This is a genomic window from Bacteroides sp. (assembly GCA_036351255.1).
GTDB lineage: Bacteria > Bacteroidota > Bacteroidia > Bacteroidales > UBA7960 > UBA7960.
Genome location: JAZBOS010000013.1, coordinates 48216 through 62948 on the forward strand (window position 1 = coordinate 48216; position 14733 = coordinate 62948).

General features: G+C 46.6%; 12 protein-coding genes. 5 read left to right on the top strand and 7 right to left on the bottom strand.

What is annotated here, in order from left to right:
* Positions 1-109: 109 nt before the first annotated feature.
* Together V2I46_00935 and V2I46_00940 are read right to left on the bottom strand one after the other, a co-directional pair.
* On the bottom strand, positions 110-1534 hold the full coding sequence (locus V2I46_00935; protein ID MEE4176051.1) for a glycosyl hydrolase 53 family protein: 1425 nt from the start codon (positions 1532-1534) through the stop codon (positions 110-112).
* 227 nt (positions 1535-1761) lie between these two features.
* A complete protein-coding gene (locus V2I46_00940; protein ID MEE4176052.1) occupies positions 1762-2328 on the bottom strand; it encodes a DUF922 domain-containing protein in 567 nt (188 codons plus the stop codon).
* A 450-nt stretch (positions 2329-2778) separates the two neighbouring features.
* On the opposite strand from V2I46_00940, the gene V2I46_00945 reads away from it, so the two are divergent.
* The 3 genes from V2I46_00945 to V2I46_00955 all read left to right on the top strand — a co-directional run bounded on the left by V2I46_00945 (position 2779) and on the right by V2I46_00955 (position 6213).
* Complete coding sequence (locus V2I46_00945; GenBank protein MEE4176053.1) at positions 2779-4128, top strand: hypothetical protein; 1350 nt, start codon at positions 2779-2781, stop codon at positions 4126-4128.
* Between the two features lie 245 nt (positions 4129-4373).
* A complete protein-coding gene (locus V2I46_00950) occupies positions 4374-6017 on the top strand; it encodes a hypothetical protein (GenBank protein MEE4176054.1) in 1644 nt (547 codons plus the stop codon).
* On the top strand, positions 5998-6213 hold the full coding sequence (locus V2I46_00955) for a hypothetical protein (protein MEE4176055.1): 216 nt from the start codon (positions 5998-6000) through the stop codon (positions 6211-6213). The genes V2I46_00950 and V2I46_00955 overlap by 20 nt, the downstream gene beginning before the upstream one ends.
* A 78-nt stretch (positions 6214-6291) precedes the next feature.
* Here the strand turns inward: V2I46_00955 and V2I46_00960 are convergent, their stop codons facing one another.
* From V2I46_00960 to V2I46_00970, 3 genes are all read right to left on the bottom strand, one after another.
* Positions 6292-8700, bottom strand: coding sequence for a TonB-dependent receptor (locus V2I46_00960; GenBank protein ID MEE4176056.1), 2409 nt, complete (start codon positions 8698-8700; stop codon positions 6292-6294).
* 154 nt (positions 8701-8854) lie between these two features.
* A complete protein-coding gene (locus tag V2I46_00965) occupies positions 8855-9730 on the bottom strand; it encodes a LytTR family DNA-binding domain-containing protein (GenBank protein MEE4176057.1) in 876 nt (291 codons plus the stop codon).
* Between the two features lie 141 nt (positions 9731-9871).
* Complete coding sequence (locus V2I46_00970) at positions 9872-10669, bottom strand: dienelactone hydrolase family protein (GenBank protein ID MEE4176058.1); 798 nt, start codon at positions 10667-10669, stop codon at positions 9872-9874.
* A 193-nt stretch (positions 10670-10862) separates the two neighbouring features.
* On the opposite strand from V2I46_00970, the gene V2I46_00975 reads away from it, so the two are divergent.
* Positions 10863-11789, top strand: coding sequence for a carbon-nitrogen hydrolase family protein (locus tag V2I46_00975; protein ID MEE4176059.1), 927 nt, complete (start codon positions 10863-10865; stop codon positions 11787-11789).
* Between the two features lie 27 nt (positions 11790-11816).
* Here the strand turns inward: V2I46_00975 and V2I46_00980 are convergent, their stop codons facing one another.
* Positions 11817-12173, bottom strand: a complete 357-nt coding sequence (locus V2I46_00980) for a hypothetical protein (GenBank protein ID MEE4176060.1) — start codon at positions 12171-12173, stop codon at positions 11817-11819.
* Positions 12174-12478: 305 nt separating this feature from the next.
* The gene (locus V2I46_00985; GenBank protein ID MEE4176061.1) at positions 12479-13009 is read right to left on the bottom strand and encodes a hypothetical protein; all 531 of its coding nucleotides are present in this window, start codon (positions 13007-13009) and stop codon (positions 12479-12481) included.
* A gap of 931 nt (positions 13010-13940) precedes the next feature.
* Here V2I46_00985 and V2I46_00990 point away from each other — a divergent pair.
* The coding region (locus V2I46_00990) for a helix-turn-helix domain-containing protein (GenBank protein ID MEE4176062.1) at positions 13941-14733 on the top strand (793 nt) is incomplete at its 3' end.

Consider the following 14733-nt stretch of genomic DNA (forward strand, 5'->3'; position numbering starts at 1 on the left):
AATTATCCAATGCGGATCATTTTCCTGAGCCAACAATCAAATATATGAAAAATTGTTAGGAAGCACCAAAAAGCTTATGCTATGCCAGATTTGGCAATGAAATGGATTTTTATTTTAAATACTGTTCGTTCAGTTCTTTAAATATCGTCATGTGTTCCAGTACGTGTCCATCCTGATCTATGATTACGTCGCCCCAGCGTAGGGGTTCCCAAATGGCTGCGCCTTTACCCATATCGTTGGGGAGGCCAAAAACGAGTTCGTGCACCTTGCGCTTGTAATCGGAATATTCCACCACGTTCAGGGGCTTGTTGTAACGCTCCAGCAGGTCGTTGAGGTTGTATTCCAGGTCTTGCAGCGTACCATGCCAGCGGGGATAATAGGAGAGGCCAATGATGTCTAAACGCACGCCCCGTGCAATCATATTGTCGAACCAGAAGATGGCTTCCTTGTTTTGCCCGCCCAGGGCCACGTGCATCATCACGGGCACTTCAGCATCAACGGCTTCAACCCCTTCTACGCCGGCCCTAAGCAGTGCTGCCAGTTGATCAGGATTGCTGATATGCCCTTCGGGCCAAATCATCCCGTGGTTGATCTCGTTGCCCACCTGGACCATATCGGGCGGGGTGCCCTGATCTTGCAGCGCCTGCATCACCCGTGAGGTGTAAGTCTTGACGCTATCCTGCAGGGTCTCAAAGTCGAGGCCTTCCCAGGCCTTCGGTTTAAACTGTTTCTGGGGGTCAGCCCAATTGTCGCTGTAATGATAATCGAGCAGCAGCTCCATTCCGGCATCCTTTATGCGCTTTGCCATCTCAAGCGTTTCCGTAAAGCCGCAGTAGCCCTTCCCGGGCGAATAGCCCGCTTCGTTTTCTGGATTCACAAAGATCCGGAGTCGAATAGTATTAAATCCTATATCCTTCAGCAGATCAATGCCATTCTTCTCTACACTTTGGTTGTAGAACTTACGCCCCTCGGCTTCCATCTCGGGCAACCACGAAATGTCGGCCCCGATCATACGTCCGATGGGTTTGGTGGTGGCAGGAAGCTGGTCGGGAGTGGGTTTCATCTGAACGATGTCAGCAGGTATGGTATGGATCTCGTGCCCTCCGGGCCACAGGCCTTCCATGCGGGCTTCCAGCTGTACTTTGCCCGGGCTGTTTCCGGCGATGAAAATCATTTCACAGATCCCATCCATCAGCTCGCATTCGGCATAACGTTCGCCCTGTTCATCCGTAAGCAGTTCAATATTGTTGCCATCCATTGTGGCCAGGCTTCCCTCGCCGTTCAAATACATCCGGAGTGTACCGCTCGCGCTTGTGATCTGGCGGTTAAGGCTGTCAAGCAAAGCCACCCGCAGGCGGGTCTGGTCGCTGCCATCTGCCAGCAAGGTCGTGCTGTAAGCGGTCATCATGACCGACACGGGGGTACCTGTTTCCACCAGGGTTGCATCGTCTGGCCTGGCATCCTGCTTTGCAGGTTCATTGCAGGCAGCCAGAAATACAACAAGCAGGAATGGAATCAAAAGTTTCAGGTTCATGGGGATTAGGTTTTGGTTTGGATTGATTGTTAGCATTAACCGGAACAGATCATCCACGAAAGTGATCTCTGCTTCAAATGAAGTTTCTAAGAAGTTTAGCAGGTAAACCCATATGACAAAAATAAGAAAAAACAGGAAAGGAAGATAGCAGTCGGCTTAGTTAATGAACAGCAGGAACCTGCATTTAAAAAATGAAAGAGAGGGAGGGAAGGGAGTTATCTTTTTTTTTAATTCCCGGATAAGGGCAGGATGATCGTGGGGTTAGAATATCTGGCGGTTTGCTCAAGTATCAGGCTTACCTTTTCATTCCACTCCACTTGCTTTTCCTTATCCTGCGAGTGGCGGGTCTCACGGTCGTACTGGTCCTGGATATCGTTGTGCTCGTTTAAAACCTTGCGATAGACCTCCCTGACGCGCGGTTCGAAGTTTTTGTGGTTGAGGCCTTTGATTTCTGCCAATGCCTTCCTAAGCTTGCGGGCATAGACTTCGGCAATGTCGAAATGGAGCTGCTCGTGATTAAGCAAATAACTGCTGTGGGTGTTGGCAGTCCACGAACGGTTCTTTTCAAACAAACAGGACACCGTGAATTTCACCTCCTGGTTTTCCATCCTTGACCTTAAATCAATAATCACCTGGGTGACTGATTCTACCCCAATGGGACGCAGCGGATCGATCGCTCCCTGGAAGTCCTCCCAGCTCAGCCTGTAACCGGCTTCCCACGAAATCACAGGTTCTGAAGGGCCCCGAAATGCCAGCAGCAATAGCAGGAAGAAAAAGGCAGTCAATTTTCTCATAAGCTGGAAATTCTTTTTCAGTAAGGGTATAACAAAATCTGAAAGTGTTTTATTATGCCAACGCAAATTTTATTCCATTTTAAAAAATGGCTTTTCTCAAAGGTTAGACGATAAACTTAAACCATTGCGGGTCAATAGCTTGACTATACCAGGATAATAGTTAATACGGAGTTTATTCGGTTTAAACCGAATAAACTCCGTATTAACCATGACTGAAACCTGATGAGGATTCCTTCCTGAAAAGGAAGAAAGAAAAGGCCCTGATTCTGTCTTTCATAAGGTTGCTCATCCAGGATAGGCCCTTGTTTTGAGGTCATTTATTTAAAAATATTCATTGGGTTTAATGTTTAATGATATGTAATTCAGTCGTTAAGGTTGGTAGTTATAACTTTGGCACGGGTTTTGATATTTTCAGGACGAAGCAATAAAGCTTCTATAAAACACACAGTCATGAAAAAGTTCATCTTCACCTCGATCATCGCCTTCCTGCTTGCAGGGGCGAGCACCCTCAGGGCAAGTGACTGGCCGGAGGAATATCTCGGCCTGCCCGGGGACAACCTAAACCTCTACGCCGTAATGGACCTCTTCCAGAATTCGGAGACGCTCGAAGGTTTTGAGCGCAGCCTGAATGATCCTGAGAAAATGATCAACAACCTGGACCTGAACGGTGACAAATACGTTGACTACATAATGGTAACCGACTATGTTGACGGCGCCGACCACACCATTGTGATGAGTGTGGCCCTGAACGTCGAGGAATTCCAGGATGTAGCGGTCTTCACCGTTGAGAAGCTGCGTAACGGCGGCGTCCGGATCCAGCTGATCGGGGATGAAGCATTGTATGGCAAAAACTACATTGTAGAACCCGTCTATGCCGAAACCCCCAACCCCGGATACACCGGCTCGGTGGCTTCCAGCAAGGTCAATGTCGTATATACCGATTATTACGAGGTAGCATCCTGGCCCGTCGTACACTACATCTACCTGCCTGACTACGTGGTATGGCGTTCGGCCTGGTACTGGGGTTACTACCCGGTATACTGGGATCCCTGGACCCCCTACTATTGGCACTACTATTACGGTTACCACTATAACTGGTACAGCCACTACTACGCATACTACCGTCCCTGGAGTTATTACCGCTATGCCGGCTATCACAACTTTTACTACAGGCACCACCGCCACCATTCACCCACTGTGGTCGTTTGGGTAAACAACGGAAGCTACCGCAAAACCTACAACCGTCCCGACCTTGTGCAAGAAGGCCAAGCCGAATACAACAGGGTATCAGCCGTTCGCAACAGCCGGGGTTCGACCATTCCTTCAGGCACAAGCCGTGAAGGTACCAGCGGCAGCCGCGTCACCCGCGAATCGGCAAGCCCTGCACCAGCCACTGGCGCAGTAAGAGGCAGCAGCCCGGCAGTGACCCGCCCTGCAGCCACCAGCGTACCTGCTGAGCGGAAACCTGCAACGACTGCTCCCAGGGTGAGCACCCCCGCCAGCAGTGGTTCGTCCACCAAGCCTGCGGTACAGCCCACCAGGCCCAACAGCCCGGCCCCGGCAGTAACACCTGCCAGGACCCCCACGGCCCCCTCCAGGGTAAAACCGATTGAGCCAACCCGCAACAGCGCTCCTACGACCAGCCGTAACACCAGCAGCGTGTTCAGCAGCAGCAGAGGTAGCAGTACCAGCAGCACAGTATCTTCAAGCCGCGCCGCTGCCAGCCTTGCCATTACTTCAACCAGAACTACCACCAGCTCGGGCGAAGGCGGAAGCCGCTCAAATACTGGAAGAAGATAAGCGAGCACCCGATTCCCCTCTATATATCCCCGCGCAGCGTTCCAGATTATTGGAACGCTGCGCTTTTTGTATAGGAAGGTTCCAATGGCCTTATTTTTGATGATTACAGGTGGCAGGAGGGCGTATTATACATGCGGCCGATCTTTTACTTTCTAGTTTACAACATCTTAATGAAAAACCCCAATTTTTGGCATAACTTTTGTAATTGAATATGCAGAGATTCTAATCCTCAAAATCCTACAACTATGAAAAACCATATCATCACCTCGATCTTCGCCTTCTTCCTGATGGGAATGAGTGCGTTCGCGGCTCAGAGCTACCCCGAGGAATACCTCGGGCTGCCAGGTGACAACCTGAACCTCTATGCCGTAATGAATGTCTTCCAGGAATCAGAAACCATTGAAGCATTTGAAAGAAAACTCAATGATCCCGAAGCCGTGGTCAACAATCTTGACCTGAACAACGACGGCTACGTGGATTATATCATGGTCAACGATTATCAGTATGAAAACGGGACCGTGCACAACATCGTGCTGAGCGTTGCGCTCAACCAGAATGAGACCCAGGATGTGGCCGTCTTTGCCATTGAGAAAAAGCGCGACGGTTCAGTCATCGTACAGCTCATTGGCGATGAAGCCCTCTATGGTAAAAACTATATCATTGAACCCCAGTATGCTGAGACGCCCAATCCGGCCTATCGCGGCAGGGTGGTCAGCAGCCAGCCTACCGTTGTCCGGACCACCTATTATGAGGTAGCCTCCTGGCCTTTGATCGTATACATCAGCCGTCCCAGCTATGTCGTTTGGCGCACCCGCTGGTACTGGGGATATTATCCCAGCTACTGGAGCCCCTGGAACGTGCACTACTATCACTATTACTACGGCTACCATTACCACTGGCACAACCACTATTACAGCCATTACCGCCCATGGCGTCACTACCGCGTAAACCATTACCACAACTACTACTATACCAGTGTAAGGCGTTATTCGCCCTTGGTGGTTGTAAACATTAACCGCGGAGTTTATAAGGATACTTATAGTCGTCCTGAAACCCGCAGAGAGGGAGAAGCCCTTTATGCCCACAGGACCTCCAATTCAGGCAGGGTTGCCGGCAGTGGCCGCTCAGGCAATACGGTAAATAACAGGTCAGGCGCCGCCACCACTCGTGAGGCCGCAGTGAATACTCCCCGCGATGCCCGTGGGGAACGAGAAGCAAGCACTTCTAGTAGTGTCCGCAGCGCGGAACGTTCGCAAACCAATGCGAGCCGCCGTGAGGCCGCCACTGCCCCTGCACGTCAAACTGTTCGCACGCAGAACGAACGAAAGAATGCCCCTGCAGAGGCGGCCCCCGCTGCACCAGCTCAGCGTTCGCAGGCACCTGTACGTGCTGCCACCCGTCCTGCCTCCAGTCAGCGCGACAATGGTAACAGGACTTCCCCGGCGGTATCGAACCGCAGGTCTTCAACGCCCAACCGCAGCGCCGTTCAGCAGTCTTCGGGACAGCCTTCCTCTTCGAACCGCAGCACCCCTGCTAGGGTGTCAACGCGCCGTGCTTCCGAAGCTCCAAGGGTGCAACAAGCCGAACCTGCCCGTAACAACCGCAGCAGCGCCCCCAGGGTAAGTTCCTCCCCAAGCAGAAGCAACCGCTCGAGTGGCACCGTTCGCAATAGTGGTGGCTCCAACAACCGCCCCAGCGGAACCGTTCGCAGCACCAGCAGCCGCACCAACCGTTCCAGTGGCACTGTACGCAGCAGTGGTGGCAGCAGCCGCTCAAGTGGCTCTGTCCGGAGCAATAGCAGCCGCAGCAACCGCTCCAGTGGCACTGTCCGCAGCAGTGGTAGCAGCAGCTCAAAAAGCTCAAAAAACAATGAAAGATCGAGAAGATAAGAACAACATTAATTCCCCCTCCCTTGTTATTCCTGTCGCAGCGTTACCTGATGGTAGCGCTGCGATTTTTTTTGGACAAACTTGTCAAAGGAAAAATGGAAAAGGGGCGGGACAGAACAGCATGATAATCCAATGGCAATCCAACAGGATGTACGTTAAATTGGAAATCCCTTTTGCTATCGACAGGAAACTTTAAAAAGTTGCTGTTTAACCTGGCTTCGACAACCAAGCTTGTATATGCCAGCCAGGCTATTCTTCACTAAAGCCAAAATGATTAAAACCCCCTTCGCTGAATGCTTTCTGTTTCTTCCCTCTGACGGTCAATGGACTCACGCTTCTTACCAGTGAAGAACTGAAAATTGAATTTAATCCAGAAAGGTACCATCGACATGAGAATTTCACCAGTTGAATAATCAGAAAAAGCGAAGCTGTTTGTTTCAGAACCTTGGTAAACAAAACTTCCCGCAAAAGGAATGGCGCTGATTAGGCCAGCACGAAATCCCTTCCCAAAATCTTTTTCTAGTGACAAAAAATACAGAGCATTGCTAAACCGCGAGACTTGCAGTTCGGGTAATGGACTTGAATAATTGAATACCAGGCTGGCTGTAATCTCTCCGGGCAGCAAGGTATATGCAGAAACACTGGCTGACCATGCCATTTTACGATATGCAGTTAACCCGTTCTCCAGACCAAAGGTATTGGGTGCTGATTTTACTTCAAACATCCTGAGGACTGGGTTAATGCCAGTTTTTTTTCCCAAGCTGAAGGCCCCGGTTACTTGCATGCCGTATTGGCTGATGTTCCCCAGGTTAAAATTCCATGACTCAAGTATTCCCTCATTATTTAACCAGTTCAAGTGGCTGATCACTTCCTTTGATTGGCCGTAAAATACGCGGGTAGAAACATACTGGTTGCCAAACCTTATGGAATGTTCCAACTGGATGTTTTCTAGGCGAGCCGGCTTTAAAAAAGGATTGCCTGAATGCACTGAAAAAGGGTCGGTCACTGTCCTGGAGGGGTTGAGTTGAAAAAACCTGGGATACTTGATGGATTGCCTGTAGGATAAGCTGAGGTTCTGGCCTTTATTTAGCTGGAAGTTAACAGATGCGCCTGGCAACAAGGCAGTGAAAGCATGTTTTGGTTCATCGCTTTGACCAAGTTCAGATTTTTCAAGACGGACTCCGGCAAGGGCAGTAAACTTTTTCCCGTTATACCCTATGGTATTGTAAAGAGCAAAAGTGTTTTCGCCATAAGCAAAATCGCCAGTGGTCCGGTCAACCATTTTTTCATGCCTTGCATAGCCCCCGGCTTCATAGTTGAAAATTGCTGTTAGTGGCCTGCAGTAGTCGATTTTCAGGTTTAAAGCCAGATGGGAGGGGAGTGTCCGGTTTTGCTGATAATAGCCGATTTCCTCATTGGAGAAGGTATTATTGTTTTCACCTTTCAGGCTATAAATAATAAGGTCGGCAGTGAGTTCATGGCCACCTGTTTCGCTGAGAATATGTTTGAAAAACAATGAATTGTGAAAACCGTGATTAAGATCCTGGTCTTTTTTGTCGACACTCCACGATGCATTCTCCGAACCATTTAAAAACAACTCAGATTTCCCGCTGTATTCAAAGGAGAAAGGATTGTAATACCCGTAAAAATTAAGCTGGGTACGCTCGTTAACAAAATAATCCATTCCGTAATGAAAGCGATGCGACCATGTTTGCTGCTGAAGGTGGTTGCTGACGTTTATCCGTGTTATGTCATTGTTATCAAATAAGTTCCGCTGATAGGAATCCAATACCTTAAGATTTGTCAATTCGCCTGTGTAGGAAGCAAAAAAGTTTAATTTTCCTGAACCATATCGAAGGTTGTATTTCGGAAACAAGTATACTTCATTGCTACTGGTAGGGATCTCAAGGTAAACCTGGCCTTCAAAACCTGCATTCTTTTCTCTTATTAGCAGGATATTAATAACCCCGCTGGCGCTTCCATCGAAACGTGCGGAAGGCTGTGTGCTTACCTCGATCTTGTCGATTTGGCCAGCCGGAATCTGTGCAACAAAATCACGGTCGCGTTCCACCCCGTCAACCAGGATCTTGATCTGCTGGCTTCCTTCCAATGAAATGTTCTGACGAATATCCACACTAATTCCGGGCACCAGTTTCAGTAAATCCGTTCCGGTGTTTGAAGCGCTGAGCATGTTGCGATTCACCATATAGGTTGTTTTTTCGATTCCGCTAATGGCCTTAATCCGCTCGGCTGCCACAACAACTCCCTCAAGGTAAATTTCCTCCACAACAAGGTAAATGGTTCCAAGACAAAAGGTGGTATGCTTTTCTAGCGTTATATCTTTATAAACGGTCTCATAACCAAGGGCGCTGATTCGCAATTGGTAATTTCCCGGGCTATTGCATACTATTTCGAATTTTCCGGCCATATTCGTAGTTCCCCCACTAACCAGTGTTGAGCTTTCAGCTTCAATAAGCGCCAGGTTAGCAAAGGGAACGGCCTCACCACTCTGCTGCTCAATGATTTCTCCAGTAATGGTTCTGTTTGGTTGAGTTTTAAGCAGCGTAAAATTTGAAGCAATGATTTGTTCTGGTTGGGCCATTGCCTGAGAAAAGCTTAGTAAGGCCAGAGCCATAAAAATTTTCAGAGCACGTTTGAATGCGTGTGTTAATTTGGTTTTCATGTTTTTGTTTTTTGAAGAATGTCAAATCGACAATGCAAAGGTTCTTCTAGAAAACAAAACATGCAAATTATTGGTATATATAACAAAGATTTGGTGCCAGTGGTAAAGCTGATGGCAATACTTGTTACGAATGACAAAAATCTGGGATGAAGGGTTAGCTGATTTGCCCAAAAAGACGGTTGAAATCCTTCACTTTGTTTCGGGACACAGGGATTTCATTTTCAATCCCCGTAAGTTTCAGGTCATAGCCAAGCGCATTCCCTTTCCTTGATGTGACCTTTTTCAGGTTCACAATAAATGCCCTGTGGGTTCTGACGATGTATGGAATTTTCGCGAATTGATCCTCGATATTGGTGATTGAATTGCGAATCACCGCTTTTTGAACTTTTCCTTTCTTCCAAAGGAAAAATTTTACGTAATTCCCTTCGGATTCTGCGCAGATGAATTCGCTTGGGAAAAGCCACAGCTCTTCCTTCTTTAATTGGGATGTGATTAAAATCTCTTTCTCAGTAGCTTCCGCTTTTGCCTCTGCCTCTGCAGGTGCTGACGCAAACCAAAGCTGCTCGGCAGCAAACCAGTAACGCACATTGATCAGGAAAAAGAAACCCAGGGGTATGATAGCAATCAGGGATGCTTTTTTAAGGGAATCGAAAAATGTTGAAAAGTTCCAGCGATCGGCGGGCTCTTCAATAATGAAAGCTGCAAAGTAAATGGCTGTACCGAATCCGATAAGCAACAAAATGATTGCTGAAAGTTCCTTAAAAATAGTCCATTCCTGTTCATCAGAAAAAAAAGGAATGGTTTTCAACCCTTTTACTAGAATGAATGCCAGCAGGCCACCTGCCATCACATAGGCCAGCATGGTTAACTCAAATCCAAGGAATTTGCCTGGATGAGCGCCAAGGGGCTGATAAAGCAAAACAAAAATGAGCGATACAAGCGAGATAATCAGGGCACCTGTTAAGGGCTTTCTGATTACATAGTTCTGCGGAAAGTTACGGTTCAGCCAGTTTTTTATATGAAGCAGCATATTAATCTTCTCCCGGGATGATTCCTGGCAAATGCAGGAATGATTATTTCCAATTTGCTAAGATAAAGAAAAGGAAACCCTTCAGCAGAAAAACTGTTTCTCAAAAAAACAATTCATTGAATTGGACTTTAAAGCAAAAGATTACAATCGCTCAAGAATTTCAACAATTCTTTGCCACGACTGGTTTTTTGCATTTAAATTTTCGGGGGTGGCTGCAGGGCTGTCACCCTGTCGCATATATCCATGTCCTGCTCTGGGATAAATCACATAATCAAACGTTTTCCCGGCTTCTTTCATCCATTTCTCTGTTTCAGGAATCGTTGCATTGATACGCTGATCGTTGCCTCCATAAAACCCATAAACCGGAGCATTGATCTTCTGAATTTCTACGAAGTTTTTTGGAGGACTGCCGTAGAATACCAATCCGGCCAAAACCTCATCGTTATTGGTTGCGAACCGGAAAGTTTCGGAGCCTCCCCAACAAAATCCCATGATAGCAGTTTTGCCATTTGATGAAGGGTCTTTAGCAATGTATTGCAGGGCAGCTTCAAGGTCTTGGGTAACCTGATCCGGATTAAGCTGATAAATAGCATTTCGAGCGGCATCGCCTGTTGTAAAGTCGCTGGTTTTTTTGTGGTTTTCGTCAAAACTGCTGAGTAAATCAGGTGCAATGACCAAAAACCCTTTCCCAGCCAGCTGATCGGAAAAACTTCTGACCCAATTGGTTAGCCCGGCGTTTTCATGAATTACAACTACTGCCAGGGAATAGGTGCTCACTTCTGGATACACCACAAAAGCATGCAAAGTCCGGTCGCCCGATTGTATTTCTACCCATTCCTGATGCCTGGGTGAGTTTTCAAGTTGCTGCAGGGCGAAATCCTGGGCGTTCATGTTGCTGAATGCAAAAAACAAAAGAAAGGAAAATAGGATTGATTTCATATCTGATTCGTTTGGTTTATATCTTGAAAAACAGTGATATAAATAAAACGATTTTTCGATTTTATTGTTTAGGTCAATCATCAATGATTTAGCAAAAGGGATGTTATCCGTATGAAGCAAGAGTGAATATTGGAGTTAGGATAAATTGGTAAATTTGAAATGAATTGTATCGCGTTACATAATATCCATTCTGATGAAAAAATATAAGATTGCTTGTGTCCAGGCCACACCGATCCTGTTCAATAAGGCAAAAACCCTTAAAAAGGCGGTGGGTTATATTGAAAAGGCCGCTTCAAAAAACATTCGTTTGCTGGTTTTCCCTGAAAGTTTTATTCCTGCCTATCCTGCAGGACTAGGTTTTGGAACCGTTGTGGGCAGCCGCACAGAAGCGGGGAGAGAGCAGTTCAGGGAATACTGGGAAAACAGTGTGGAAGTCCCGGGTGAAGAAACCAAAGTGCTGGCTAAGTTGGCTAAGAAGTATAAAATGTACCTGGTGATGGGTGTGACGGAAAGGGATATAACCACAAAAACCCTGTATTGCACCCTGCTGTTTTTCGGTCCCAATGGCAGCCTCTTGGGCAAGCACCGCAAGCTGAAGCCCACGGCCGCGGAAAGGCTGATCTGGGGAGAAGGAGACGGAACCTCGCTGGTAAGCTTTGACACTGAGCTTGGGAAACTGGGCGGGCTGATTTGCTGGGAGAACTACATGCCCCTGGCAAGGATGGCCATGTATCAGAAAGGGGTGGAGATATACTTGGCCCCCACAGCCGATGCACGCGACAGCTGGACGGCCACCATGATCCATATTGCCATGGAAGGCCGTTGTTATGTTGTGGGCTGCAACCAGTATTTCACCAAACAGGATTACCCCGAACAACTGCAGCCTTATCTGGCAGAAGACCGCCCCGAGGTGTTGTGCAGGGGGGGCAGCATCATCGTTTCTCCCCTTGGGAAAGTCCTGGCGGGGCCCTTATACGGTGAGGAAGGCCTGCTGGAAGCGGAAGTAGATCTGGATGAGGGGGTGCGCAGCAGGATGGATTTCGACCCTGCAGGGCATTATAACAGGGAGGATGTTTTTGAGTTAAAAGTCAACGGCCAGCCTGAGATCAGGAAAGGATGAGAGATGCTGTTTTTGAATTACCAAAACTCAATTGAGCCTGATTTCGCGATTTTTATTCCAGGGCATCCTTTTTAATACCATGGCAATGCTGCAACGCCCAAAAAAGGTGACCATCATGGTTCCTAAAAATAAGACTAGGAAAAAATAAAACCTGCCTGCTGGCCAAAAACCTGACAGGGTGAAGAGGAGGTAAACCAACCTGATTTGAGTGGGAAAAGCCATCAGGTTTTTCTCCTTCCTAAAGAAGTAAAATACCTGCACCAGGCTCATCAGCATTACCAGGTAATAGCCCGGATTCCAGCCCATTAAAGCCGCCAAAATAAAAAGTAAAGTTAGCAGCCAAAACCACCAGATCAATGAATTTGGGTCAATACTTTTTTTCATATCTTAATGATTTTCCAAATTTTGAGCGCTATTTGCGATTGAAAAAATGTTTAATTGCTGTTAGGCTTGTTTCCCCTGGCTGAAAATCTGCCCAAACAGGAAAAAAAGAGAGCCTGAAAAAAGAACAAGACCCAAGGCGCCAAGAATCGATAACAAGGCATTTTCAACCGGGAGGCTTTGGGCAATTAAGCCAATCCAAACCAAAACACCACTGATTAGCTTGGCAAACCAGCCCCACTTTTTCTCCAGCAAAGGAGCGTTTAAGGTGAAATAAAAATTTCAGGAAGGCGACCTTTTGTGGATAATTAATCTGGTATCCAGTATTCGCCTTGCCATTCAAAGGTGTAAATGATGTTTGAAATGTAATGACCGATCATGCTACCTCCCCCCTGAATGTTGGTGTAAGAACCAGTACCCTTGATCCAGGAGAAGGTCAGGGAAAGGCTTGTCTGAGGCTGGCCGGATTCATCAGGACTGGTGGTAAGTTGACCTTCGTAACGGGCAAAAATGGTATCCTCATTTTTCGTGATCATGAAATAGCCCTGGAAGGGACCACTGTATTTCACCAGGTCGGAGATCACGAATGAGTCAAAATATGCGCCATCCATAAACGGTGTTTCTCCTGTACTCAGGCTTACTCCCTCCGACTCAGCCAAAGAAAGCATATGCTCCTGCAAATCTCCAATGTTACTCCTTTCCCGTCTTTTGAAGGCTGCCGTGCCTTTCCCTGCAATAATGAATTTTTCCTGGGCAAAGGACTCCCATGGCCCCAAGGAAAGAAATAAGATCAGAACCAAGGGTAAGATGGGGTTTTTCTTTCTTTTCAGCTTTTTCATCTTTCTCCTTTCTTTATGTTTGGTTATGTCTGGGCAACATCTTTTCCCACAAGGAACCGGTAGGACTAAGAAAATAAGATCATTTTTAAGATCCAGGGCGTTAAACATACGTTTAGAAAGTTACGAAAAAATGACAAGTATTAAAAATAATGAAAGGAAAAAATCACCACTGGCTTAGAAAATGTTTACAGTCAGGCCGATTCCTGGAATAAACCAAACAAACAAATTTTCTTAATATTTGCATCCTATAAAAATACTTCCTTAAATTGCATCATATCCTAATTGATCCCCAAAGGTTAATTTATTGATAACATAAATTGAATCGGTGTTCAGGGGACAAAACTGCTGGGCCTAGCAGGAAAAGCGATCATCAGGAGAAACGCTAAGATTTCAATGCCTGAATAACGTTGACCGTTTTTGGGAAAATTGAAACGGGGAATCTTAGAGGTGTAGCACATCATATTTATATATATATATTTTTAATATTATACGTCTTTACCACAACAAGGATTCCTGCATTTTTAAATCAAGAGCCCTTCCGAGACGCCTTGCATCGCCTCTCTAAACAATCAAGCTTCACCGATGTCTGCCACCAACAAGTTTTTTCATGAGAGCCTTTATCCATTTGCAATGAAATCGTATCTCTGCAAATAAAAGATACACGGGCAAAACCTGAAAGGTTTTTCCGAAAACAATGAATTCTTTCCATATAAAATTTCCTTGAACTCCAGGGGCAGGATGGCAAAAGCTTTTATTATATTTCCATTCGTTAGAAATCTGTTCAAATGCTTATTTTAAAGGGTTTGAGGCTCTCTGAAAGGTTTAAAAAAAAGATATATTTAACTGTTTCGTAAATCAAATACCATTACGCTTGTTTTTTTGATTATTTTTCATATATTTTATACGAAGAAGGTCACTGAATCTCAGCATCATGGCCTTAGGGGAAAATACGGATAAGGAGTTTATCGAACGGATCAAACTAATTACCCTCAATCATCTGGAAGACGAGCGTTTCGGGGGCAGGGAACTGGCATTGTCCCTCGGGATGAGCTGGTCGACACTAAACCGGAAAGTGCAGGCCATGACAGGCAAGCATATCAGCCAGATCATCCGCGAAATTCGCCTGGGAAAAGCACTGGAACTCTTACAACAAAACAATGCCACGGCTGCCGAGGTAGCCTTCAAAGTAGGCTTTGGAAGTCCTGCTTATTTCAGCAAATGTTTTACCCAGTGTTTTGGTTTCCCCCCGGGTGAGGTGAAAAAAAGGATGGCCGAGGGCACGCTTCCTTTGCCCGGGGAAGGCCCGAAGAGCGTAAACCTTTGTCCAAAAGAGAAAAGCATTTTTTCTAGCTGTTCAGCGCTTGGTAAACCCTACCTGTTGGCTGGCTCCTTGGGTCTGCTAGTGCTGCTCCTTTCCATTGCCATTATCTTAATTGCCCGGAAAAATAAAATGACTGTACATCAGGGCACCCAGGAAAAGTCGATTGCCGTATTGCCTTTTAAAAATTACAGCGACGATCCAAACAACCAGTATTTTGCTGATGGGATCAATGAGGAAATTATCAACCAGTTATTCCGTATCGGCGAATTGCGGGTAGTGTCACGCACCACGGCCGACCGTTTCCGCGACAGTGAATGGTCTACCCCGGAGATCGCCAAAGCCATTGGGGTAAATTACATCCTGGAAGGCAGCGTAAGGAAACAGGATGACCAGGTTCGCATTA

What these genes read in the sequence shown, in the direction of transcription:
- V2I46_00935 (MEE4176051.1), bottom strand. Translation starts at nt 1,534, where the DNA reads ATGAACCTGAAACTTTTGATTCCATTCCTGCTTGTTGTATTTCTGGCT.
- V2I46_00940 (MEE4176052.1), bottom strand. Translation starts at nt 2,328, where the DNA reads ATGAGAAAATTGACTGCCTTTTTCTTCCTGCTATTGCTGCTGGCATTT.
- V2I46_00945 (MEE4176053.1), top strand. Translation starts at nt 2,779, where the DNA reads ATGAAAAAGTTCATCTTCACCTCGATCATCGCCTTCCTGCTTGCAGGG.
- V2I46_00950 (MEE4176054.1), top strand. Translation starts at nt 4,374, where the DNA reads ATGAAAAACCATATCATCACCTCGATCTTCGCCTTCTTCCTGATGGGA.
- V2I46_00955 (MEE4176055.1), top strand. Translation starts at nt 5,998, where the DNA reads ATGAAAGATCGAGAAGATAAGAACAACATTAATTCCCCCTCCCTTGTT.
- V2I46_00960 (MEE4176056.1), bottom strand. Translation starts at nt 8,700, where the DNA reads ATGAAAACCAAATTAACACACGCATTCAAACGTGCTCTGAAAATTTTT.
- V2I46_00965 (MEE4176057.1), bottom strand. Translation starts at nt 9,730, where the DNA reads ATGCTGCTTCATATAAAAAACTGGCTGAACCGTAACTTTCCGCAGAAC.
- V2I46_00970 (MEE4176058.1), bottom strand. Translation starts at nt 10,669, where the DNA reads ATGAAATCAATCCTATTTTCCTTTCTTTTGTTTTTTGCATTCAGCAAC.
- V2I46_00975 (MEE4176059.1), top strand. Translation starts at nt 10,863, where the DNA reads ATGAAAAAATATAAGATTGCTTGTGTCCAGGCCACACCGATCCTGTTC.
- V2I46_00980 (MEE4176060.1), bottom strand. Translation starts at nt 12,173, where the DNA reads ATGAAAAAAAGTATTGACCCAAATTCATTGATCTGGTGGTTTTGGCTG.
- V2I46_00985 (MEE4176061.1), bottom strand. Translation starts at nt 13,009, where the DNA reads ATGAAAAAGCTGAAAAGAAAGAAAAACCCCATCTTACCCTTGGTTCTG.